Origin of the sequence: Pseudomonas hefeiensis (assembly GCF_030687835.1) — a bacterium.
In the GTDB taxonomy this organism is placed as follows: Bacteria; Pseudomonadota; Gammaproteobacteria; order Pseudomonadales; family Pseudomonadaceae; genus Aquipseudomonas; species Aquipseudomonas hefeiensis.
On the sequence record NZ_CP117449.1, the window covers coordinates 709,101 to 732,176 of the forward strand.

Annotated in this window: 20 protein-coding genes; 8 read left to right on the forward strand and 12 right to left on the reverse strand. The window is 61.2% G+C overall.

The window, feature by feature from the left end; all coding sequences use genetic code 11:
• Nucleotides 1–65: 65 nt before the first annotated feature.
• Nucleotides 66–698 (reverse strand): TetR family transcriptional regulator, encoded by a 633-nt coding sequence (locus tag PSH57_RS03015; RefSeq protein WP_047227346.1) that lies wholly within the window; start codon nucleotides 696–698, stop codon nucleotides 66–68.
• A gap of 154 nt (nucleotides 699–852) precedes the next feature.
• Complete coding sequence (locus PSH57_RS03020) at nucleotides 853–1,359, reverse strand: hypothetical protein (protein WP_305387749.1); 507 nt, start codon at nucleotides 1,357–1,359, stop codon at nucleotides 853–855.
• Nucleotides 1,360–1,745: 386 nt separating this feature from the next.
• On the opposite strand from PSH57_RS03020, the gene PSH57_RS03025 reads away from it, so the two are divergent.
• Nucleotides 1,746–3,821, forward strand: a complete 2,076-nt coding sequence (locus tag PSH57_RS03025; RefSeq protein ID WP_305387750.1) for an AsmA family protein — start codon at nucleotides 1,746–1,748, stop codon at nucleotides 3,819–3,821.
• A gap of 133 nt (nucleotides 3,822–3,954) precedes the next feature.
• On the opposite strand, the gene PSH57_RS03030 is transcribed toward PSH57_RS03025, so the two are convergent.
• Both PSH57_RS03030 and PSH57_RS03035 read right to left on the reverse strand, forming a co-directional pair.
• Entirely contained in the window at nucleotides 3,955–4,485 is a 531-nt protein-coding gene (locus PSH57_RS03030) for a ferritin-like domain-containing protein (protein ID WP_256229230.1), read from the reverse strand.
• A gap of 56 nt (nucleotides 4,486–4,541) precedes the next feature.
• Nucleotides 4,542–5,483: a LysR substrate-binding domain-containing protein gene (locus tag PSH57_RS03035; RefSeq protein WP_305387752.1), complete on the reverse strand. Its 942-nt coding sequence runs from the start codon at nucleotides 5,481–5,483 to the stop codon at nucleotides 4,542–4,544.
• Nucleotides 5,484–5,621: 138 nt separating this feature from the next.
• Here PSH57_RS03035 and PSH57_RS03040 point away from each other — a divergent pair, with 138 nt between their 5' ends.
• From PSH57_RS03040 to PSH57_RS03055, 4 genes are all read left to right on the forward strand, one after another.
• Nucleotides 5,622–6,260 (forward strand): FMN-dependent NADH-azoreductase, encoded by a 639-nt coding sequence (locus PSH57_RS03040; protein WP_305387753.1) that lies wholly within the window; start codon nucleotides 5,622–5,624, stop codon nucleotides 6,258–6,260.
• A 69-nt stretch (nucleotides 6,261–6,329) separates the two neighbouring features.
• Complete coding sequence (locus tag PSH57_RS03045) at nucleotides 6,330–7,220, forward strand: esterase/lipase family protein (protein ID WP_305387754.1); 891 nt, start codon at nucleotides 6,330–6,332, stop codon at nucleotides 7,218–7,220.
• Between the two features lie 212 nt (nucleotides 7,221–7,432).
• The gene (locus PSH57_RS03050) at nucleotides 7,433–7,723 is read left to right on the forward strand and encodes a PsiF family protein (protein WP_305387755.1); all 291 of its coding nucleotides are present in this window, start codon (nucleotides 7,433–7,435) and stop codon (nucleotides 7,721–7,723) included.
• 230 nt (nucleotides 7,724–7,953) lie between these two features.
• Complete coding sequence (locus PSH57_RS03055) at nucleotides 7,954–8,967, forward strand: AI-2E family transporter (protein WP_305387757.1); 1,014 nt, start codon at nucleotides 7,954–7,956, stop codon at nucleotides 8,965–8,967.
• Nucleotides 8,968–9,100: 133 nt separating this feature from the next.
• Here the strand turns inward: PSH57_RS03055 and PSH57_RS03060 are convergent, their stop codons facing one another.
• Nucleotides 9,101–10,375: an Hsp70 family protein gene (locus tag PSH57_RS03060; protein ID WP_305416350.1), complete on the reverse strand. Its 1,275-nt coding sequence runs from the start codon at nucleotides 10,373–10,375 to the stop codon at nucleotides 9,101–9,103.
• 297 nt (nucleotides 10,376–10,672) lie between these two features.
• Here PSH57_RS03060 and PSH57_RS03065 point away from each other — a divergent pair, with 297 nt between their 5' ends.
• The 3 genes from PSH57_RS03065 (at nucleotide 10,673) to PSH57_RS03075 (ending at nucleotide 17,208) form a co-directional block, all read left to right on the forward strand.
• The gene (locus PSH57_RS03065) at nucleotides 10,673–11,614 is read left to right on the forward strand and encodes a DnaJ C-terminal domain-containing protein (RefSeq protein ID WP_305387758.1); all 942 of its coding nucleotides are present in this window, start codon (nucleotides 10,673–10,675) and stop codon (nucleotides 11,612–11,614) included.
• A 138-nt stretch (nucleotides 11,615–11,752) separates the two neighbouring features.
• Nucleotides 11,753–12,052 (forward strand): chaperone modulator CbpM, encoded by a 300-nt coding sequence (locus PSH57_RS03070; RefSeq protein ID WP_305387759.1) that lies wholly within the window; start codon nucleotides 11,753–11,755, stop codon nucleotides 12,050–12,052.
• 113 nt (nucleotides 12,053–12,165) lie between these two features.
• Nucleotides 12,166–17,208, forward strand: a complete 5,043-nt coding sequence (locus PSH57_RS03075) for an NEL-type E3 ubiquitin ligase domain-containing protein (RefSeq protein ID WP_305387760.1) — start codon at nucleotides 12,166–12,168, stop codon at nucleotides 17,206–17,208.
• Nucleotides 17,209–17,407: 199 nt separating this feature from the next.
• Here the strand turns inward: PSH57_RS03075 and ureC are convergent, their stop codons facing one another.
• The 7 genes from ureC to urtE all read right to left on the reverse strand — a co-directional run bounded on the left by ureC (nucleotide 17,408) and on the right by urtE (nucleotide 22,881).
• The gene (ureC, locus tag PSH57_RS03080) at nucleotides 17,408–19,108 is read right to left on the reverse strand and encodes an urease subunit alpha (protein ID WP_305387761.1); all 1,701 of its coding nucleotides are present in this window, start codon (nucleotides 19,106–19,108) and stop codon (nucleotides 17,408–17,410) included.
• 141 nt (nucleotides 19,109–19,249) lie between these two features.
• Nucleotides 19,250–19,555, reverse strand: a complete 306-nt coding sequence (locus PSH57_RS03085) for an urease subunit beta (protein ID WP_014336352.1) — start codon at nucleotides 19,553–19,555, stop codon at nucleotides 19,250–19,252.
• Nucleotides 19,552–20,085, reverse strand: a complete 534-nt coding sequence (locus tag PSH57_RS03090; protein ID WP_305387763.1) for a GNAT family N-acetyltransferase — start codon at nucleotides 20,083–20,085, stop codon at nucleotides 19,552–19,554. The genes PSH57_RS03085 and PSH57_RS03090 overlap by 4 nt, the downstream gene beginning before the upstream one ends.
• 6 nt (nucleotides 20,086–20,091) lie before the next feature.
• Nucleotides 20,092–20,625, reverse strand: a complete 534-nt coding sequence (locus tag PSH57_RS03095) for a GNAT family N-acetyltransferase (RefSeq protein WP_305387764.1) — start codon at nucleotides 20,623–20,625, stop codon at nucleotides 20,092–20,094.
• Between the two features lie 9 nt (nucleotides 20,626–20,634).
• Complete coding sequence (ureA, locus tag PSH57_RS03100; protein ID WP_003197350.1) at nucleotides 20,635–20,937, reverse strand: urease subunit gamma; 303 nt, start codon at nucleotides 20,935–20,937, stop codon at nucleotides 20,635–20,637.
• Nucleotides 20,938–21,300: 363 nt separating this feature from the next.
• Nucleotides 21,301–22,152 (reverse strand): urease accessory protein UreD, encoded by an 852-nt coding sequence (locus PSH57_RS03105; protein WP_305387765.1) that lies wholly within the window; start codon nucleotides 22,150–22,152, stop codon nucleotides 21,301–21,303.
• Nucleotides 22,153–22,182: 30 nt separating this feature from the next.
• On the reverse strand, nucleotides 22,183–22,881 hold the full coding sequence (gene urtE, locus PSH57_RS03110) for an urea ABC transporter ATP-binding subunit UrtE (protein WP_305387766.1): 699 nt from the start codon (nucleotides 22,879–22,881) through the stop codon (nucleotides 22,183–22,185).
• Nucleotides 22,882–23,076 lie beyond the last annotated feature (195 nt).

A 23,076-nucleotide genomic window follows, 5' to 3' on the forward strand; every position in this document is an offset into this window, starting at 1 on the left:
TCAATGTTGACTGACCCACCGCTATCGCGAGCAGGCTCGCTCCCACAAAGGAAACATCTCGGCGGCTACTCGGTACTGCCCAGCCCTTGCCAATGTTTGAGACCAATAAAGATGAACCGCAGTTGCTGGGTAATCTTCGCCTGGGGCGTGAGGTGTTCGGGGAGAGCGTGAGCGGGCGGGTCGATGATGTCAGGCAGGGTGGCAAACACGCTTTTGACGATGAGGTCGGCCATTACGCTCAATGCGGCAAGGTCCAGGTGCTGCAACTTGGGCATCAATGCCAGGTCGGCGGCCAGGTCCGAGCTGATGCCTTCACGCAGACAGGCGATGGCCTTGCGCACGGGCAGCGAGCCGCCGTATTGCTCACGGGCCAAAAACAGGAATTGCGAACGGTTGGCCTGCACCACGTCGAGAAAAATCCGCACCGAGGCATCAATGATGCCGCCCATGACGAATTCGTTGTGGCGCACCAGCCGGATGGTCTCGCGAAAGGTCTGGCCGACTTCGCTGACCAGTGCCAGGCCCAGTTGGTCCATGTCGTCGAAATGCCGGTAGAACCCGGTGGGGACGATGCCGGCGGTCCTGGCGACTTCCCGCAGGCTCAGGCTGCCGAACCCTCGGCCGCACTCCATCAAATGACGGGCTGCATCCATCAAGGCATTTCGGGTCTGTTGTTTCTGTTCGGCGCGGGGCAGCATCGCAGGGCTGACTTCTGATTCACGGAAGCGATGCACTCTAGCAAATCGGCTTTGCCGACGTCGAACGGTAGAGGGGATCTAGCGGGGAAACGAGGTTCTCGGAAAGTAAAAGCCCGATTGCAGGAATCGGGCTTTTTTCCAGGCCACCATGGGCTCAGCTCAAGGCGCTGTTGCGTTCGATTACACGGTCACCACCACCTTCGGCAATGGCGCCCTGTGGGGTGCGCTCGTAGCCACCTTCAACCAGGCCTTTTTCTTCCAGGCGGTCACGGCCACCTTCAGCTACTTCCTGACCCTGAGGGGTACGCTCGTAGCCACCTTCAGCAACTGCCTGGCCCTGAGGGGTACGTTCGTAACCATCTTCAGCTACTTCCTGACCCTGAGGGGTGCGTTCGTAGCCACCTTCAGCGACTGCCTGGCCCTGAGGGGTGCGTTCGTAGCCACCTTCAGCGACTGCCTGACCCTGAGGGGTACGCTCGTAACCGCCTTCAGCCAGTTCCTTACCTTGACGGGTCTGGTCGTAGCCATCATCAGCAACGGTCTGGCTATAGACCGAGCGGCTGTCCTTGATCTGTGGCGTGGCTTGTTCGGAGGCTGGCAGTGCGAAAGCGGTCGAGGCCAGCATTGAAAGGGTGAGGCTCATCAGTAATTGGCGTTTCATGATCATTGCTCCTTGGGGGGGCGATAAAGTGGGTACGGAGGCAATGCTACTCTCGATAAGTCGATATAAAAGTTCATAAACGCAATGGTAATAATCAACGGAATTGATTGTTTGGCCGGAAGGCTCTAGAACGGGTGTTTCCGAGGCGATGTTTTGCACCGCAGTGGGTATTTTGTACCCAATCACGCCTCGCAAAAGTGCGGGGTCGGTAACACGTAGCTGGCGGTTCGGTCAGGTTTTTCGAGTTTTTTGTGCCGTTCATCGCCCATAGAGTTAAACCTGTTGGCTGTTTCGCCAGTCCTACTCTTCACAACGAGCCGATTACAGGTTCGTGCTTCCAAGGCGTCGCTTGTCCGGACGCAGACTTGTCATCAGGAGCCTTGTGCATGACGCGCACCTCAAAAATCCTCGCCTGGACCTTCGCCAGCCTTGTTGTCCTGCTGGCCGTGCTGGTGCTGGTCATCGCGTTCTTTGATTGGAACCGGATCAAGCCGCCGCTCAACGCCAAGGTTTCCGAGGAGTTGCATCGCCCGTTCGCCATCAATGGCAACCTGGCGGTGGTCTGGCAGCGCGAACCGGAGGAGGGCGGCTGGCGGGCCTGGGTGCCGTGGCCCCATGTGGTGGCCGAAGACTTGAGCCTGGGCAACCCGGACTGGTCGAAAACCGCGCAAATGGTCACGCTCAAGCGCGTCGAATTGCGCATCTCGCCCCTGGCCTTGCTGGCGCAGCGAGTAGCGATTCCCCGCATCGACCTGACCGAGCCCGACGCCAACCTGCAACGCCTGGCCGATGGCCGTGCCAACTGGACGTTTGAGTTCGATCCGAAAGACCCGGACGCCGAACCGTCCAGCTGGGTGGTGGACGTCGGCACCATCGGCTTCGACAAGGGCCACGTCACCCTTGACGACCAGACGCTGAAAACCCGGTTGGACCTGCTGATTGACCCGTTGGGCAAACCCATCCCGTTCAGCGATATCGTCGGTGACAAGACTGCGAAAAAAGCCCGGGACGCAGGCGCGGCGCCCCAGGATTATGCGTTTGCCTTCAAGGTCAACGGCCAGTACCACGGACAGAGCCTGGCAGGCTCCGGCAAGGTCGGTGGCTTGTTGGCGCTACAGGATGCGTCGCAACCTTTTCCGTTGCAGGCCCAGGCGAAAGTCGGCGATACCCGTGTCGAACTGGCCGGCACGCTGACCGACCCGATGAACCTGGGCGCGCTGGATCTGCGCTTGAAACTGGCCGGTAGCAGCCTGGCCAATCTTTACCCGCTGACCGGCGTGACCTTGCCGGATTCGCCGCCGTATTCCACCGATGGCCGCCTGATCGCCAAGCTCCACGAGCCCGGCGGGGCACTGTTTCGTTATGAAGCCTTCAACGGCAAGATCGGCGATAGCGATATCCACGGTGACCTGGCCTATGTTGCCAGCCTGCCGCGGCCAAAACTCAGTGGCGCGCTGGTGTCCAATCAACTGTTGTTCAGCGACCTGGCACCCCTGATCGGAGCCGATTCCAACGCTGAACAAAAGGCCCGGGGTGGGGCGAGCAAACAGCCGTCCGACAAAGTACTGCCCGTGGAAGAATTTCGTACCGAGCGCTGGGGCGTAATGGACGCCGACGTGGAGTTCACCGGCAAGCGCATCGTCCACAGTGAGCAGTTACCCTTCACTGACCTTTACACGCATCTGCTGCTCAACGACGGCCAACTAAGCCTCGAACCCCTGCGCTTCGGTGTGGCCGGTGGCCGGCTCGATGCGCAGATCCGCCTCAACGGCCGCACCCGGCCCCTTGAAGGCCAGGCGAAGCTGACGGCGCGGGGTTTCAAGCTCAAACAGTTATTCCCCGGTTTCGCGCCGATGGAAACCAGCTTCGGCGAACTGAACGGTGATGCCGATATCACCGGCCGTGGCAATTCGGTGGCGGCGTTGCTGGGCACCTCCAACGGTACTTTGAAAATGCTCATCAATGACGGCGCCATCAGTCGGGAGCTGATGGAACTGGCAGGGCTGAACGTCGGCAACTACGTGGTGGGGAAAATCTTTGGCGACGAGGAAGTGAAGATCAACTGCGCGGCGGCGGACTTCGATATCAAGGCCGGCCTGGCGACCACCCGCCTGTTCGTGTTCGACACCGCGAACGCGATCATTTACGTCGATGGCACGGCGAACATGGCCACCGAACAACTGGACCTGACCATTACGCCGGAGTCCAAGGGCTGGCGCTTGATTTCCCTGCGCTCGCCCTTGTACGTGCGAGGCACCTTCGCCAAGCCCGCGGCGGGCGTCAAGGCCGTGCCGTTGATACTGCGTGGGGCCGGGATGGTGGCGCTGGGCGTCATTGCCGCGCCGGCGGCCGGGTTGTTGGCCCTGGTTGCGCCCAGCGGTGGTGAGCCGAACCAGTGCGCGCCATTGCTGGAACAGATGAAGGCCGGCAAGGCGCCGGTGACGGTCAAGCCAACCCGCTAGCCGATGGATTGTTGTGATGAGGCTTAGGGCCCCTTCGCGAGCAAGCCCGCTCCCACATTTTGACCGGGTTTCTTCAGAATGAATGCGGTCAAGTGTGGGAGCGGGCTTGCTCGCGAAGAGGCCTGTGAGGGTGTTACAAGTCGGCCAGAATGTCGGCCATGTCATCGGCATGCTCTTCTTCCTGAGCCAGGATGTCTTCGAAGATTCGCCGGGTCGTCGGGTCTTTTTCACCGATGTACTGGATGATTTCCCGGTAGCTGTCGATGGCGATCCGTTCGGCGACCAGGTCTTCGTAGACCATTTCCTTGAGGGTGTTGCCCGCCACGTACTGGGCGTGGGAGTTGCGCGTCAACAGGTCGGGGTTGAACTCCGGCTCGCCGCCCAACTGCACAATGCGCTCAGCGAGCTTGTCGGCGTGTTCGGCTTCCTGGTTTGCGTGTTCGAGGAACTCGCTGGCCGCCACGCTGGCCTTGAGGCCGGTGGCCATGAAGTAGTGGCGCTTGTAGCGCAGCACGCACACCAGTTCCGTGGCCAGCGCTTCGTTGAGCAGGCGAATGACTTCCTGTCGATCAGCGCTATAACCCTCGGTCACGGCGCCGTTCTGCACGTTCTGCCGCGCCCGTTCGCGCAGGGTGGTTACATCGGATAGGTGCATGTCGCTCATCTCGTTCTCCTGGAGGCTGATCCGGTAGGGCGTCACGCTCTGCAGGCGTGATCGCTCTAAATCTGAGTGACGCGATCCTCGAAAAGTTTTACTGAGTTTTTCAGTGCATGAGCGGATTGCCGCGCCTCTTGTTCCAGCCACTGGAAGAATGCCCGCACCGGCGGATGGCGTTCACGGCCCGGAACGCACAGGGCGCTGTAGCCGGCGCCGTTGACCTGGATCTGCGGCCGATAAGCCACCAACAGGCCGCTGGCGACGCTTTCAGAAGCCAGGATATTGCTCGCCAGTACCAGGCCTTGTCCGGCGATTGCCGCTTGCAGGGCGTAATGCTCCTCGTCGTACTCGCGTACGCAAGGTTGCTGGGCCAGCCAGGTTTCGCCGGCCTGGGCGCACCAGGCCTCCCAGCCATGGGCATACAGTTTGGCGTTGTGCCAGCGCACGCTGATCAGCGTGGGCGGCCTCTGCGCGGCCAGGGCCACTTGCTCCGGCGAGCCATACACGCCGAAGTTTTCATCGAAAAGACACAAGCCATACAGGTTCGTGTAACTGTCCAGGCTGTAGCGCACCACCAGATCGACACTGGCGTCCTGATGCAAATCGACCACTTCGCAATGGGTGTCCAGGCGCACGTTGATATTCGGGTGACGTGCATAAAACCGGCCCAGGCGCGGCACCAGCCACAGGCTGGCAAACGCTGCGGTGGTGGAAAGGGTCAGGTGAGTGTTGGTGCGTTGCGGACGCAGGGTGTCGACGCTTTGCGCCACTTCCAGCAGGGCCCCGTGCAGGCTGTGGAACAAGCGTTGGCCGCCGTCGGTGAGCCGCACCTGGCGCGGCAGCCGTTCGAACAGTTGCAGGCCCAGCCAAGTTTCCAGGGCGCGAATCTGATGGGAGACCGCCGTGGGCGTCACCGACAGTTCCGCCGCCGCTGCCTTGAAGCTGAGCAGTCGCGCGGCAGACTCAAAGACGCGCAGTGCGTTGAGGGGCAGCGTGGCAAACATTGCTGATCTCCTGAATTGCGATGAATGAATTTATCTCATCTAGCGTGACGAGCACTCATTTGCCCGGCCGCAGCGTTCGACATCAAGCTGCAAGCCGAAAAGATCTATTGATTCTAGTCGCAATCCAAGGAGATTCAGATGAGCAAAATTCTTGTCGTGCACGGCAGCCCTCGTGGTGAGCGCTCTCACTCCCGACGCCTGACCGAGCGTTTTGTCTCGGCCTGGCAGGCGGCCCATCCGCATGGCCAACTGACCCGTCGCGAAGTGGGGCGCACTGTGATTCCTCCGGTCAACGAAGCATTCATCGCGGCGGCGTTCTACCCCGAACCGCAAGCCCGACCGTTGACCATGCAGGCGGATCTGGCACTCAGTGATGCATTGGTGACGGAACTGCAGGCCCATGATCGGTTGGTCATCTCCGCGCCCATGCACAACTTCAGCGTGCCCAGCGGCGTGAAAGCGTGGATCGACCAGATTGTGCGGATCGGGCTGACGTTCAATCACAGCCTGGATAACGGTGTGTCGCAGTACGAGCCGCTGGTGTTGGGCAAGAAAGCGCTGATCGTGACCAGTCGTGGCGATTTCGGTTTCGGGCCCGGTGGACAGCTTGAAGGGATGAACCACGCCGACACGCTGCTGCGCACTGTGCTGGGCTTTATCGGTATCACCGAGGTGACGGTGGTTGCCGCCGAAGGCGAGGAGTCGGCCGAGCGCAGTTTCGCCCAGTCCTGCGCCGAGGCTGAGCAACGCCTGCTGGGGTTGGCGCAGACGTTCTGATGGCGCGGGTGTCATAGACTGGTCATCATCGATACCGATGCTGACCACCTATTGATCAAGGATGTCGCCATGTCACAACAGTGCGCCACTCGTTACCCGCTGGTGCTGGTCCCCGGAATGCTCGGGTTCATTCGTCTGGTGCTGTATCCGTATTGGTATGGGATCGTTTCGGCGCTGCGCCGGGGAGGGGCAACGGTGATTGCTGTGCAGGTGTCGCCGCTGCACTCATCCGAGGTACGCGGCGAGCAGTTGCTGGGGCGGATCGAGGAGATCCTCAAGCAAACCGGTGCACAGAAAGTCAACCTGATCGGCCATAGCCAGGGCGCCCTCACGGCACGTTACGCGGCGGCCAAGCGCCCGGACCTGGTGGCATCGGTCACCTCGGTGGCCGGCACCAACCATGGTTCCGAACTGGCTGATTACCTGCAGACCCATTACCCGGCCAACAGCGCCAAGGGCCGCTTGCTCAGTGCCTTGCTTCGGTTGATCGGCGCCCTGATGAGCCTGCTGGAAACCGGTTATCGCGGGCCCAGGTTGCCGGTGGATATCCAGGCGTCCCACGGCTCTCTCACTACCGCAGGCGTGGCCCTGTTCAACCAGCAATATCCCCAGGGCCTGCCAGAAACGTGGGGCGGGAACGGACCGGAAGTGGTCAGTGGTGTGCGTTATTACTCCTGGTCCGGGACCTTGCAGCCAGGCAAGACCGACAAGGGACGTAACCTGTTTGATGGCACCCACCGCAGTTGCCGGCTGTTCGCCCGCACCTTCGTGCGTGAGGCCGGGCAATGCGACGGCATGGTCGGGCGCTACAGCTCGCACTTGGGCACGGTGATCGGCGATGACTATCCGCTGGATCACTTCGATATCGTCAACCAGTCGCTGGGACTGGTGGGCAGGGGCGCCGAGCCGGTTCGTTTGTTCGTCGAGCATGCGCAGCGGTTGAAGGCTGCCGGGGTGTAGCCAGTCGGACCGCGTTATCGTTCTTCGCGAGCAAGCCCGCTCCCACAGTTGATCGCATTCTTTCTGAAGAAACTCAGTCAACTGTGGGAGCGAGCCTGCTCGCGATGGCGGTAGATCAGGCACCGAAATTCGCGCAGATGAAGGTGTAACAGGCGTTGTCTACACTGCATCTCATCGCCGTACCCATCGTGCGGCAGCCAGGAGAAAACATCATGAAGATGCTGCGTGCCCCTTTGTTGATGATCGGTTTGCTGTTGTGTTCCCAGGGCTTCGCCGCCACGGCCCAACAGAACAAGATGACCACCTGCAATGCCGACGCTACCGCCAAGGCCCTCAAGGGCGACGAGCGCAAAGCTTTCATGAGCAACTGTCTCAAAGCCACCCCGGCCGCTGCGAGTACCCCGCAGGAACGCATGAAAACCTGCAACGCCACGGCCGCGACCCAAGCGCTGAAAGGCGATGCGCGTAAAGCGTTCATGAGTGAGTGCCTGAAGAAAAAATAACCGCTGGGATTTTCTTCAGCCTGAAGGCCTTATCGCGAGCAGGCTCGCTCCCACAGTAGATTTGCGCTTCCCGGTCCATTGTGGGAGCGGGCCTGCTCGCGATAAGTCTTCACCGGCGCTACAAAAAAACACCTGCACTGTGATCGAGGTCAGCCGATACAATTCCTAGTGCTGTTGGTGGAACGCTGGCAGACTGCCGATCCTTTCACGCCGTTTTGTTCTGAGGCTGTATGCCAACGTTTTCTCAGCGTCATGTCTTGTTGGTGATCAGTTGGGTGATCATTTTTGGTGGGTTGTTGCTGGTGCTGCCGCTGCGCCTGTTGCCGAGCCTGTTGGCCGGTTTGCTGGTGTTCGAGCTGGTCAACATGCTCACTCCGCAGTTGCAACGGCTGATCGAAGGCCGGCGTGCCCGCTGGTTGGCGGTGGCGCTGCTGGGCACGCTGGTGGTCAGTGTGCTGACGTTGATTTTCGCCGGGGCCATCAGTTTCCTGCTCCATGAAGCGGAAAACCCTGGCGCGTCCCTGGACATGTTCATGGCGGTGGTCGACCGCGCCCGGGGCCAGTTGCCACCGTTCATCGACGCCTACCTGCCGGCCAGCGCGGCCGAGTTCCGGGTGGCCATTGGCGACTGGATGAGCAAGCACCTGAGCGACTTGCAGTTGGTGGGCAAGGATGCGGCCCACATGTTCGTGACGTTGTTGATCGGTATGGTCCTGGGGGCCATCGTCGCTCTGCAGCGCATCCCCGACCTGACCAAGCGCAAGCCCCTGGCCGCGGCACTGTTCGACCGTCTGAACCTGTTGGTCAAGGCGTTTCGCAACATCGTGTTCGCCCAGATCAAGATTTCCCTGCTCAACACCTTCTTCACCGGGATTTTCCTGGCGGTGGTGCTGCCGCTGTTCGGTATCCACCTGCCGTTGACCAAGACCCTGATCGTCATGACGTTCCTGTTGGGGCTGCTGCCGGTCATTGGCAACCTGATGTCCAACACCCTGATCACCATCGTCGCCTTGTCGCTGTCGATCTGGGTGGCAATGGCGGCGCTGGGCTACCTTATCGTGATCCACAAGCTCGAATACTTCCTCAATGCCCGCATCGTCGGTGGGCAGATCAGCGCCAAGTCCTGGGAATTGCTCATGGCGATGCTGGTGTTCGAAGCCGCGTTCGGCCTGCCGGGCGTGGTGGCGGGGCCGATCTACTATGCGTATCTCAAGAGTGAGTTGAAGCAGGTGGGGATGGTTTGATCTGATCGGCGTTGCCTGTTCTGACGCCATCGCGAGCAGGCTCGCTCCCACAGTTTGACCGAGTTCCTTCAGAGGGAATGCGGTTCAATGTGGGAGCGAGCCCGCTCGCGATGGCCGCGCCGCAGAGCTCGGATCAGGCCTGGGTGCCGTACCGCTTCATCGCCTCGATCGCCAGCCCGCTGCCGATGCTGCCGAAGATGTTGCCTTCCACATGCCGGGCCAGGGGCAGCATGGCCGAGACGCTGTTGCGCAGCGCCGGGATGCCGCTGGAGCCGCCGGTAAAGAACACCGTATCCACCTGATCGACGCGCACATTGGCATCGTTGAGCAATTGCGTGACGCTACCGCGCACCCGCTCCAGCAGGCCGTCGATGGCCGATTCAAACAGTCCCCGGCTCAGGTCCACGCTCAGCCCCGCCTCGATCCGGTCCAGCGGCACGTGGCGCTGGTCGGTGTGGGTCAGCTGGATCTTGGTTTCTTCCACTTCCATCGCCAGCCAGTGCCCGGCGCGTTGTTCGATCAACTTGAACAGCCGGTCGATGCCCCCGGTGTCTTCGATGTCGTAGCGCATGCTGGCCAGGGCCAGGGTGGATTTTTGTGAGTACACGCCGTTGATGGTGTGCCAGGTCGCCAGGTTCATGTGGTGGCTGGTGGGCATGTAGGCGCCGCTTTTCATGCGGCTGCCGTAGCCGAAGAGCGGCATCAGGCCGGCCAGCGAGAGCTGCTTGTCAAAATCAGTCCCGCCGATGTGCACGCCGCCGGTGGCGAGGATGTCCGCGTGGCGGTTGTCGTGGGTGCGGCGCTCGGGCGACAGGCGCACCAGGGAGAAGTCGGAAGTACCGCCGCCGATGTCGACGATCAGCACCAGCTCCTCTTTCTCGATGGTCGACTCATAGTCGAATGCTGCCGCGATGGGCTCATATTGGAACGAGACTTCCTTGAAACCGATGGCGCGGGCCACGTCCACCAGGGTGTTTTCCGCTTCCTGATCGGCCATTTCATCGTCGTCGACGAAAAACACCGGGCGACCCAGGACCACTTCTTCGAATTCCCGACCGGCGGTGGCCTCGGCGCGTTTCTTCAGTTGGCCAATGAACAGCCCCAGCAGATCCTTGAACGGCATGGCCGTACCCAGCACGCTGGTGTCGTGCTTGATCAGCTTGGAACCCAGCAGACTCTTGAGCGAGCGCATCAGCCGGCCTTCGTAGCCTTCCAGGTATTCGTGCAGGGCCAGGCGGCCATACACTGGGCGGCGTTCCTCGAGATTGAAAAAGACCACCGAGGGCAGGGTGATCTTGTCGTCCTCCAGCGCAATCAGCGTTTCCATGCCGGGGCGCAGCCAGCCGACAGTGGAGTTGGACGTGCCGAAGTCGATGCCGCAGGCACGGGCCGGGGATGCGTTTTTCATGTCTTTCGGGTTCCAGTTGAAAAAACGGCCGCGCAGTGTATGTCAGTGCGGCGCGGATTCGAAGGCCGGTTATCTGCTAATTCGCAAACATCGGCCTTGAAAGACCGTGTCTGACCCCCAAACTTGCTGGCATGAGCCTGGTAGCCACAGGGCGGGTACAAGAACCGCCACCGGCTGCCGATAAACTTCTGAAGCGCCGCCCGGTCACAAACCTTGAGATCGGTCAAACCCCAGGACTTGTATCACGAGCATGCTGCGGGTGGCGGTGCGATATCGATAACGGATGGTGATCCTTCGATGGACTTCAAAGACTATTACAAGATTCTGGGTGTGGAGCCGACGGCTGATGACGCCACGATCAAGGCTGCTTATCGCAAACTGGCGCGCAAATACCACCCGGATGTGAGTAAGGAGAAAGATGCCGAGACCAAGTTCAAGGACGTCTCCGAAGCCTATGAGGCGCTGAAAAGCGCCGACAAGCGCGCCGAATACGACGACCTGCGCCGCTACGGCCAGCACGGCCAGCCTTTCCAGGGACCGCCGGGCTGGCAAAGCCGGGGCGGTTTTGGCGGTGGCCAGGACACCGGCGATTTTTCGGATTTCTTCAGTTCGATTTTTGGTAATCGCGGGCCGGGTTTCGGTGGTGGACAGTCAGGCCGCAGCACCGGCCGTCGAGGGCAAGACGTGGAAATGGAATTACCGATCTTCCTGGAAGAGACCCTGTCGAGCGATTCGAAAAAGGTCAGCTTCCAGGTGCCGCAGTACAACGCCGCCGGCCAGCATGTCAGCAATACCAGCAAAAGCCTGAACGTGAAGATTCCCCTGGGCGTGACCGACGGCGAACGCATCCGCCTCAAGGGCCAGGGTGCGCCGGGTATCGGTGGCGGTGCCAATGGTGATTTGTACCTGATCATTCGCTTTGCCCCGCACCCCAAGTTCGACGTCGAAGGCCAGGACCTGATCATCACCTTGCCCCTGGCGCCTTGGGAATTGGCGCTGGGCACTGAGGTGGCGGTGCCGACCCTCACCGGCAAGATCAATCTCAAGGTCCCGGCCGGTAGCCAGAACGGCCAGCGCATGCGCGCCAAGGGCCACGGTTTGCGCAACAAAGCGGGCGAGCGCGGCTACCTGTTCGTGCAGCTCAAGGCGGTGATGCCCAAGACCAGCGACGAGGCGGTCAAGGCGCTGTGGGCGGAACTGGCGAAGAAAGCTGCGTTTGATCCGCGGGAGAATTTCTGACCGCGGTCAACTGTGGGAGCAAGGCTTGCCCGCGATGATTCAACGCGGTTTCTCAAGAACGAGGCGCCTGTATCGCGAGCAAGCTTTGCTCCCACAGGGGGCTAGACTCGACAGTTACAGCATTGGGAGAAGCAGACCATGAACAACCCGATCATTGAACTGAACCTGATGGAGTTCTGCGAGGCCGCTGCGTTGGCGGATATCCATGTGATTGAAATCGTCGAGCATGGCATTCTCGAACCCCATGGCGCGGCTCCAGCGGATTGGCGTTTCACCGATTACGAACTGCTCCTGGCCAAGCGTGCCGCCAAGCTGCGTCACGACTTGGACCTGGAGTGGGAAGGCGTCGCCCTGGCCCTGGATTTGCTGGAGGAAGTCCAACAGTTGCGCACCGAAAATCGCCGGCTGCGACAGCAACTGAAACGCTGGGTGGGATGACTGGCGGTGGATCCTGTGGGTCATACCCAGTCGAAAAAGCGATAGATAGTTACCACCTTCAGCGGTGAGGCACTGAGTAGGCTCGGGTTTTCCAACATCAAGGATGACCCGATATGCCAGAACCGATTCTTGGCCCTGTGCGCCCTGAAAGCCGCAGCCTGCACTTCGACCTGCTCAAGACCCGAATTCCCGGCTGGTACAGCGGCGCTATCGTGCAGCGCCAGCAGGAGCTGAGCGACCATACGCTGGAACTGCCAGACTGGTACGTGAAGGCCTCCCACCAAACCCGGGCCCGCCTCAAGCACAGTCACGCCCGCTACCGCGAAACCCTGAACCAGATCGACAATGTGTTGGGCAACATCCAGGACCTGCGCGCCTTTGCCGAGCCGCTGCTCAACCAGGCGATCCAGGATGAATTCAAGCGCACCTTGAACGTCAACCAGGTTTATTTCGTTCGCAAATACGGGCGCCAGGCGCGCGGTGATTTTTTTGGCGCGTTGGTACTCGACAGCGAAGGCAGCCATTTCGATCGTTACGAATACCGCGGAACTTCGCTGCTGGAGGCCGCGCTGGCCAATTTCTCGTCCGACGAAGAACACAAATCCGGCTGTGACGACTGCAACCTCATCACTACGGTACGTCCGTTTTATGGCGGCGAGGTTGTCCCGGCTGTCAGCGCCTTTCGTGCCGGGGCGTTGCCGATCGCACCTGACGCCTTTGCCAGGCTGTGCCGCAAGCTGGACCTGGGGCGCCAGTATCAGGAACACATCAACGCCATCGTACGGCCGATCAATCACGAGGTACGCAGCCAGTTGGATCGCCAACTGCGCGAACATCACAAAGAGGGATTGGCGCTTTGTGTCGAGGTCGCCTGGGCCAAGGGTGACATCAGTCTGGCCGCCTACCGAATGTTGCAGCAGGTGGTCAGCGACCAACGCGCGATCATGCTCGATGGCCGGCCGGTGACGTTCACCTCATTGAGCATTTTCGGGGTCGGGCTGGTTGGCCCGGTGCTGATCGGGCCCGACCGTGAAAGCAGTCGTCGGGTGGAACGGGTCGTGGCCTACATGCCGGGCGATCCCGAGCAACCCCTCAAGGAATATGCCGCCAGCGGCGAATTCATGGCCGACCTGCGACAGCGTTTGCATCGCGTTGCTTACCGGCGCTTCTTCAGTCGTTTTGTACCGTTGGGCCAGTTGAGCGGATTTTTCCAGCAGTTCAACCACCTCTATCAACCCGGCGCGCAAGCGGATGCCCGGGCCGATTACCCGCTCAAGTCGAAATTGCCGGCATTGCCTATGCAGACCTCATCCATTCCCGAGCCGTTGTGGGAGTCGCTGCGTCTCAGGCAGATCCAGAAGATCCAGGCCGACGCCCGAACGGTGGCGGTACCCACGGGGGATGAAGACAAGAAGGCGCGCCTGGCGCGGCTGGACAGTTACCTGGATTCGGTAGTCGATGTTTTCAACCTGGCTGCGTTCGTGGTGCCAGGGCTTGGGCCGCTGATGCTGACGGTGGGCGCGGTGCAGATGTGCAACGAGGCGTTCGAGGGCATCGAAGCGTTCGAGCGGGGGGAGACCAGGGAGATGTGGGCGCATTTCTCCAGCGTGGCCCTCAACACGGCATTCGTCGCCACAGGCGCGGCGGTGCTGCCGCACATTCAATGGTCGAGCACGGTGGAGCAGTTGGAACCGGTGCAACTGGCCAATGGCGATTCACACCTCTGGCGCCCTGACCTGAAGCCTTACCAGAGTACGCTGGAGCTGCCTGCGACTTCGGTCCCGGACCCTCAAGGGCTGTACCTTGTCGACGGTCGAGAAGTCGTGCCGCTGGACGGCCAGAATTATCAGGTGCAACAGGACCCGACGACCCAGCGCTATCACATTCGTCATCCTTCCCGGGGGCCGGACGCCTATCAGCCTGGGCTGACGGACAACGGCAGTGGTGCCTGGAGCCATGAGCTGGAACAACCGCGCAGTTGGGAAGGGGCGACGCTGATGCGCCGGCTCGGTTACTGCGTCAAAGATTTCAGCAACGCTGAGCTGGAGCAGATCCGTACGGCCAGTGGCACGAGCGAGCAGGTGCTGCGGCGGCTGCATGTCGAGGGCGAACCGATGCCAGCTTTGCTGGCCGACACGATCAAGCGCTTCGACCTGTGCCGGCAAGTCGACTATTTCATCGGGCAACTGCAAAGCGAAGATCCGCTGCAGTATGAACACGCCGATCCGATGACCCAGTTGCATCTACTCACGGGCTACGGTCCGTGGCCAAAAGGGCTCAAGCTCAAAGTGGTCGACGGTGCGGGCAAGACGCTTTGGGAATACGTTCGCCCATCGCAAGAAGGGGGCCGGGTTCGCGACGTCATCATTCCTGAGAGGAAAGTCCGCACACCCTGGGTGTTGAAGAATCTGATCGAGACGGTGGACGCTGCGGGGGGCGATCTGTTGGTTGGCACGAGCCCGGCGATTGCGAAAACCAATATGGACGCTCGGATCCAGCAGCTGCGCAAGACACTCGCCGCCGTGGTGGTGCGGGAAAAGGTGAACGTGCTTAACGACTACTACGCCAAAGGCGACATGTCGAGCGACCCGCGTGCAGCGCTGATTAAATCCCGTTTTCCCTCGGTTCCAGCGGCGGCCATCGATCAGGTGGTGGCGTTTGCCAGCCCGACCGAGCAACAGCAGATGGCCGCTTGGCACTTGGCGGATGCGACCCAGACCAAACCCATCCCGCTGCGCATCGCCGAGGAGCTGCGTGACTACCAGCGAACGCTGCGCTTGAACCGGGCTTACGAGGGGCTCTATCGAGAGGCGCTGGTCACGGCCGACACGCCCCGACTGGTGTTGGCGACCCTGAAGAGCTTGCCCGGCTGGAACGACGCGGTACGCATCGAGCTGCGCGAGGAGGAGTTTTCAGGTGCCTTGATCGACAGCGTCGGTGCCCAAGGCGCAATGCAGACCAAGGTCGTGGTCAAGAACGGTGAGCGCTACAAAGCTTTCGACGACAACGGCAATGAACTGAGTCATTGGGATAGCCTCTACGATGCCTTGCAGCATGCGCTCCCGGATGCCGAGCGGCGGGCCATGGGCCGACCTTCGATTCATCAGGGCGTCCTCCTGCAAAAGGCTATCGGCACCATGCCATTGAGCCGAGCTTCGCTGGCGAAGCACTTGAAGATGCAACCGCGCAAGCCCTCCTTCAAATCACCGATGCGCCTGGCCTCGGGCAAGGTTGGCTACCCCATGAGCGGCGTGCGGGAGCGGTTGGGCCTGGGCCGGTCACCGGAGCGTCGGGTGCTGGACTTGTACCCGGATTATACGAGCGAGCAAGTCCAGGCCCTGTTGCGGTCCCTGGGGGATCAAGCCGTTCCCGAGCTCAAGCGACGCAAAGTCGAGCTGGATACGCTGATCCGGGATCTGGACCGCTGGGCCAGCACACCCGTATGGTTTGATGCGGGTAATGATCGTGTCGAGCAACTGCTACCCGCGATCAAGCGGGGCATGGCTAATCGAATCGAATGGTGCTGGCGGCGCCAAGGCCCGATCGTTACGGCGGTGGATGGCAGCAGGGTCGGCTATGAGCTTAATCTGAGCGGAGTGGCGTTAGGGACGCTGCCAGGTCTGTCGGCCGACTTCAGCCATGTGGTCTCGCTGAAGCTGCGTAGCATGTACTTGGCCGAACCCTCCTGCGACAAGTTCCTTAAGAGCTTCTCCGCGCTTCGTTGGTTGGACATGTCGTTCAACAGACTGAACGATCTTCCTCCCTCGGTGGAATTGATGGAGGGGTTGACCCGGCTGCACCTGGCGATGAACGAAATCACCCTGTCAGCGCGTAGCATTCAGATCCTTGAAGGACGTACCCGGCTGAAAATCCTCGACCTGAAATGGAACCCCCTGGGCCAATTACCGGATTTCAGCCGGTTGCCCGACCTGCGTGGGCTGAATCTGAACGGTACCGATATCAGCACTTGGCCGACTGGCCTGCGCGACCTGCCGCTGGAAGAGCTGGATTTGCGCAACAACCAGCTGACCGAAGTACCGACCGAACTGACTGATCCACCGGCCGAGCGTGCTCAAGCCACGGCACGGGTCAATGGCGTGACCCTGCTGCAGAGCAATCCGCTGAACGAGGCGACCCAGCAGCGCTTGCGTGACTATTGGACGAACCTCTTGCCGGCGCATCCCGAATGGGCGGCCTTTCGTTTGCCCGGTGCGTTCGAACATGTCCCAGGGGGAAGGCTATTGGATGTGGATCGATGGCTGCTAGACCTGCCCAGGGAGCAACATCAGGACAAAAATACGCTGTGGCGGAGCCTGGAGGCTGAAACGCAATCCAGGGAATTTTTCCAGCTGTTGAACCGATTGGCCGGTTCTTACCAGGAAGTGGAAAATTATCCGGACCTCCAGGCGCGTGTCTGGCAGATGCTTGAAGCGATCAGGGATTCCACCGACTTGCGCCGTGAACTGTTCGACCTGGCTGGCGCGCCGGCGTGTGAGGATCGCGCCGCGTTGTCCTTCAGCTACCTGGAAATCAAATTGATGATCCATAACGCCAAGGCCCTGACAGCGGGAGAGCAGGAGGCTGCGACGCTGATCCGGCTGGCCAAGGGGTTGTTTCGCCTCGATGAGGTGGAGCGAATTGCCCTGCAGGACATCCAGCAGCGGCGTGACACGATCAATGCCCGTGAGGATCTCACCACCGCGCAAAAGAACCGACGCATAAGGCAGATCGAGGAAGTGGAGGTGCGTCTGGCCTACCGTGTCGGTCTCAAGGATCGACTGGAACTGCCGGGACAGCCCAAGGGTGGGCGTTTTATCCAGATGGCGGGCGTTACGGCTCAGATGCTCAATGCGGCGGCGGCCGAAATCCTGGCGCTGGATGATTCGCCGAAGCAATTGCAGTCGCTGGTTGGCCGGGACTTCTGGATCGATTACGTGAAGCAAAAACGCGCGAGCCTTTTCCAGGCGATGAATGATGCCCTCATCGCCAATCAGCTTGCGCTGGATGAGGCGAAAGCGGCCGGAACCCTGGAGGAGCCTGACTATGTCAGTCAATCCGAAACACTGGGCTTGCAACACAAGGTCAAGGAAGCGGAGCTGATTCAGTTATTGACCGAAGAGGAGCTGGACGCCCTGGTGGAGAGCACGGACCTGTAAGACGACGCCATTCCCGCCTGGATCAATGAACCCTGTGGCGAGGGGATTTATCCCCGCTGGGCTGCGAAGCAGCCCCAAAGCCGGCCACCGCGATGTATCAGGTTGATGTGATCAGTTTTTTAGGGCTGCTGTGCAGCCCAGCGGGGATAAATCCCCTCGCCACATGTAACTGTTGGCCGGATACCCAGTGTGATTCAACTCAAAACAGGAAGTAGCGCTGCGCCATCGGCAGCACTTCAGCCGGTTCGCACCACAACAATACGCCGTCGGCCTTGACCTGATAGGTCTGTGGGTCGACGTCGATGCTCGGCAAGTAATCGTTGTGAATCAGGTCGGTTTTCTGCACGTCGCGGCAGCCTTTGACCACAGCGATTTTCTTCTTCAGCCCAAGCTGTTCCGGCAAGCCAGCCTCGGCGGCGGCCTGGCTGATGAAGGTCAGGCAGGTGGCATGCCGCGAGCCGCCGTAGCTTGCGAACATCGGCCGGTAGTGCACCGGCTGCGGTGTCGGGATCGAGGCGTTGGCGTCGCCCATCAGGCTGGCGGCAATCGCCCCGCCCTTGAGGATCAACGTCGGCTTGACGCCGAAGAACGCCGGACGCCATAGCACCAGATCGGCCCACTTGCCCACTTCGATGGAGCCCACTTCATGACTGATGCCATGGGTGATCGCCGGGTTGATGGTGTACTTGGCGATGTAGCGCTTGATGCGGAAATTGTCGTTGCCTTCGCCGTCGCCGGGCAGGGCGCCGCGCTGCTTCTTCATTTTGTCGGCGGTCTGCCAGGTGCGGGTGATGACTTCGCCGACGCGGCCCATGGCCTGGCTGTCGGAACTGATCATCGAAAACGCGCCCAAGTCGTGGAGGATGTCCTCGGCGGCGATGGTTTCGCGACGGATACGGCTTTCGGCGAAGGCCACGTCCTCGGCAATGCTCGGGTCCAGGTGATGGCAGACCATCAGCATGTCCAGGTGTTCGTCGATGGTGTTGCGGGTGAAGGGCCGGGTCGGGTTGGTGGAACTGGGTAGCACGTTGGCGAAGCCGCAGGCCTTGATGATGTCCGGCGCATGACCGCCACCGGCACCCTCGGTGTGGTAGGTGTGGATGGTGCGGCCCTTGAACGCGGCCAGGGTGGTTTCGACGAAGCCGGACTCGTTGAGGGTGTCGGTGTGGATCGCCACCTGCACGTCGTACTGGTCGGCCACGCTCAGGCAATTGTCGATGGCCGCCGGGGTGGTGCCCCAGTCCTCGTGCAGCTTCAGGCCGATGGCACCGGCCTTGACTTGCTCGACCAACGGCTCCGGCAGGCTGGCGTTGCCCTTGCCGGTGAAGCCGATGTTCATCGGAAAAGCGTCGGCAGCCTGGAGCATGCGCGCCAGGTGCCACGGGCCGGAGGTGCAGGTGGTGGCATTGGTCCCGGTGGCCGGGCCCGTACCGCCGCCGATCATGGTGGTGACGCCGCTCATCAGCGCTTCTTCGATCTGCTGCGGGCAGATGAAATGGATGTGAGTGTCGATACCGCCGGCCGTGAGAATCATCCCTTCACCGGCGATCACTTCGGTGCTGGCGCCGATGGCGATGGTCACGTCAGGCTGTATGTCCGGGTTGCCGGCCTTGCCGATGGCTTTGACGCGCCCGTCCTTGAGGCCGACATCGGCCTTGACGATGCCCCAGTGGTCGATAATCAGCGCGTTGGTGATCAGGGTGTCCACGACCTCGGCGGCCAACAGCTGACTCTGGCCCATGCCGTCGCGAATCACCTTGCCGCCGCCGAATTTCACTTCTTCGCCGTAGGTGGTGAAGTCCTTTTCCACTTCGATCCACAGTTCAGTGTCGGCCAGGCGGACCTTGTCACCGACGGTGGGGCCGAACATGTCGGCGTAGGCTTGGCGGGAGATTTTCATGTGTTCGCCTTGAGATTCAATTGAATTTGAGACCGTTCGCTTCGCTCACAGATTCGCGAGCAAACCCGCTCCCACATTTGATCGCATTCCAATGTGGGAGCGAGCCTGCTCGCGAAGGGGCCAGTGCAGACACCCGATGACTTACAGGTCGCCCATCACCCGCCCGGCAAACCCGAACACCCGCCGATGCCCGGCCAGGTCCACCAGTTCCACCTCGCGGCTCTGGCCCGGTTCGAAGCGTACGGCGGTGCCGGCCGGGATGTTCAGGCGCATGCCACGGCTGGCGGCGCGGTCGAAGGTCAGGGCGTCGTTGGTTTCGAAAAAGTGATAGTGCGAGCCGACCTGGATCGGCCGGTCGCCGCTGTTGGCCACGTTCAGCGTGAGGGTGCGGCGACCGACGTTGAGTTCGATGTCGCCAGGCTGGACCTGGTATTGCCCTGGAATCATTGTGGTTGCCCCAAAGTCTTGTAGTAAATGGTGGTCGGGGTGTAGGTCCCGTCCGGGCTCTGGCAGTAGTCGGGCAGTTCGCCGACGCGGATGTAACCCATGGCGCGGTAGAACGCTTCGGCTTCAGAACCGGCCTCGGTATCGAGGTACAGCAGGCCGCGCTTGTGTTGGCGGGCACCGAGTTCCAGGGCGCTCATCAATTGTTGGCCCAGCCCCCGGCGGCGCGCGTCGCCGCGCACCAGCAATTTTTGCACTTCGGCGCGGTTGAGGCCGTTGGGCTTCTGGCACAGGGCAAGCTGCACGCTGGCCTGCACTTGCTCATCCTTGACCACCACCCACAGCAACAGGCTGCCCTGGTCGAGGCAAGCCTGGACCTCGTCGAAATAGGCGCGGGCCTGGACCGCATCAAGGTCGGCCATGAAGCCCACGCTGGCGCCGTAGCCGACGGCATCGAGCAACAGATCGATCAGGCCCTGGCGATAGTGCGCAAAGCTTTCAGCGGGGACTCGACGCAACTGGGCGGCGTTCATCGGTTATCACTCCTTGTCGACGGCAGGCGGTAGCGCCCCTGGGTTGAGGATCAACTGCATGAAGGTCAAATCCAGCCAGCGGCCGAACTTGGTGCCCACCTGGGGCATCTGCCCGGTGGTGATGAAGCCAGCCCGCTCATGCAGGCGAATCGAGGCGGCGTTGGCGCTTTCGATGGCCGCGACCATGACGTGCTTGCCGCACGCCCTGGCACGCTCGATCAGCGCCGTTATCAACAGTGAGCCCAGGCCGTTGCCGCGTTGATCGTCACGCACGTACACCGAATGCTCCACGGTGTGCCGGAAGCCGTCGAAGGGCCGCCAGTCGCCGAACGAGGCATAGCCGAGCACGTTGTCCTCGTCGTCGACCACCACCAGCACCGGATAGCCTTGCGATTGTCGGGCGCTGAACCAGGCCTGGCGATTGCCCAGGTCCACGGCCTGTTCGTTCCAGATCGCCGTGGTGCTCAGCACCGCGTCGTTGTAGATGTCACGGATCGCTGGCAAGTCGGCGTGCCGGGCGTCACGAATGTCATAGGTCATGGCGCAGCCTCACGCGATCGGCTGGTGGACGGTGACCAGTTTGGTGCCGTCGGGAAACGTTGCTTCGACCTGGATCTCCGGGATCATTTCCGGGATGCCCTCCATCACCTGTTCGCGGCTCAGCAGCGTGGTGCCGTAATGCATCAGCTCGGCCACGGTCTGGCCGTCGCGGGCACCTTCGAGCAGCGCGGCGGAAATATAGGCCATCGCCTCCGGATAATTGAGCTTCAAGCCACGAGCCAACCGCCGCTCGGCGACGAGGCCGGCGGTGAAGATCAGCAGCTTGTCTTTTTCGCGTGGGGTCAGGTCCATGTGCAATCCATAAGGGCAGATAAATAATTAGGGCTAAAAACAGTTTCCTGCGGGAGCGAACCTGCGGGAGCAAAGCCTGTGGGCGCAAACCTTGTGGGAGCAAACCTATGGGAGCAAAGCCTGTGGGAGCAAAGCTTGCTCGCGATAGCAGCGCCTCGGTCGATCGCAAGGACCGCGTTATCGTTCATCGCGAGCAAGCTTTGCTCCCACAGAAAGTCATTGCTTGCACACCATTGCTGCTCCCACAGAAAGTCATTGCTTGCACACCATTGCTGCTCCCACAGAAAGTCATTGCTTGCGCACCATTGCTGCTTCCACAGAAAGTCATTGCTTGCACGCCATTGCTCCCACAGAAAAGCAAATTCAGGTACTCCAGATTCTCGGTGGTACGGCCTCTCGACCCAGCAACGCCGGGCGCAGAAGCCGCCACACTTCAATCAACCATCCCCGCGCCAGCAGCGCCTCGCTCGCCAGGCACCGGGCCACGACCAGGCCTGGCAACTGGGTCAGATCACCGCGCACTTCATGGCCCAGGGAACGGCACCGTTCCAGCAACTGGCTATCAATCTCCCCCGTCACCAACAACGTGGCAAACACCGGATCGCCGCCCAGCCCGATGGGCGAGTCGAGCAACCCGTCACCGCCCACAATGCGCTGGCGTTCATGCCAGAGCAACTGCCCGTCGCGGCGGATGTCCAGCCGCGACTGAAAGTGCCCCAGGTCAAATCGCTCACCGCTGGCCGGCCGACCGAGGGCCACCATGTCCCAGTAGAACAAGCGCCCATCACCCTGCAGGTCGATGCTGGTGTTGAGTTCGGCCTGGGCGGCGCTGAAGACGATGGTTTCCTGGGGCAGCCATTCCAGGGTCGCCCCCGCGGCCACGCTCAGGTTCAGTTGCTGATAGGCCGGGCCGGCGGCGCGATACCACTTGGCCGCGCCGGGGCTGGTCAACTGCGCCCAGGCACCGGGGCCGACGTGGGCCGCGAGGTCCAGTCGGTCACCGCCGGCAATGCCTCCGGGCGGGTGGACGATAATGTGCTGGCACACTTCGGGGCCTTCGGCGTACAGGTGCTTTTGCACCCGCAGCGGGCCTTTGTGGCGGCGCTGCACCGGGCGCGTGCAGTCACCGAACCGGGCGTAACCCAGTTCCAGCTCGGCATGCCAGCTGGGGGTGAACAGGGGCGAAGGCGCCAGTGAGAAGATAGGTAGGTTCATGATTTCTGATTATCGTTAGAGCGCTACAGACTAGATCGTAACCAGCCCGCGCACACCCTCGGCTGCCATATTTTCTCCGCGCCCCTGCTGCACGATCTCGCCCCGGGACATCACCAGGTATTGATCGGCCAGCTCGGCGGCGAAGTCGTAGAACTGCTCCACCAGCAAAATTGCCATGTCGCCCCGGGCCGCCAGTTTCTTGATGACCACGCCGATCTCCTTGATCACCGATGGCTGGATGCCTTCTGTAGGCTCGTCGAGGATTAGCAGGCGCGGGCGGCTGGCCAGGGCCCGGCCAATGGCAAGTTGCTGTTGCTGGCCGCCGGACAAGTCACCGCCGCGGCGCAGTTTCATCTGCTGCAGCACGGGGAATAACTCGTAGATGAACGCTGGCACCTCCTTGGCCTCGGAACCCGGAAAACGCGACAGACCCATCAGCAGGTTCTCTTCCACCGTCAGCCGGCCGAAAATTTCCCGGCCCTGGGGCACGTAGGCAATGCCGGCGTGCACCCGTTGGTGTGGCTTGAAGGTGGTGATGGGTTTGCCTTCCCAGCTCACCGCCCCTTCCTTGGCCGGCAACAGGCCCATCAGGCATTTGAGCAGGGTGGTCTTGCCCACGCCGTTGCGGCCCAGCAGGCACGTCACCTCGCCGACCTTCACGTCGAACGACAGGCCGCGCAGGATGTGGCTACCGCCGTAGTATTGGTGCAGCTTGTCGACTTGCAGCATGTCTTGAATCCCCCTCAAGTTCCCTGTGGAAGCAATACTTTTCTGTAGAAGCAATACCTTTCTGTGGGAGCAAAGCTTGCTCGCGATGAACGATAACGCGGTCCTTCCGATAGACCGAGGCGCTGCTATCGCGAGCAAGCTTTGCTCCCACAGGCTCACTTCCACAGGCGCGCTCCCACAGGGGGAATGTGTTTG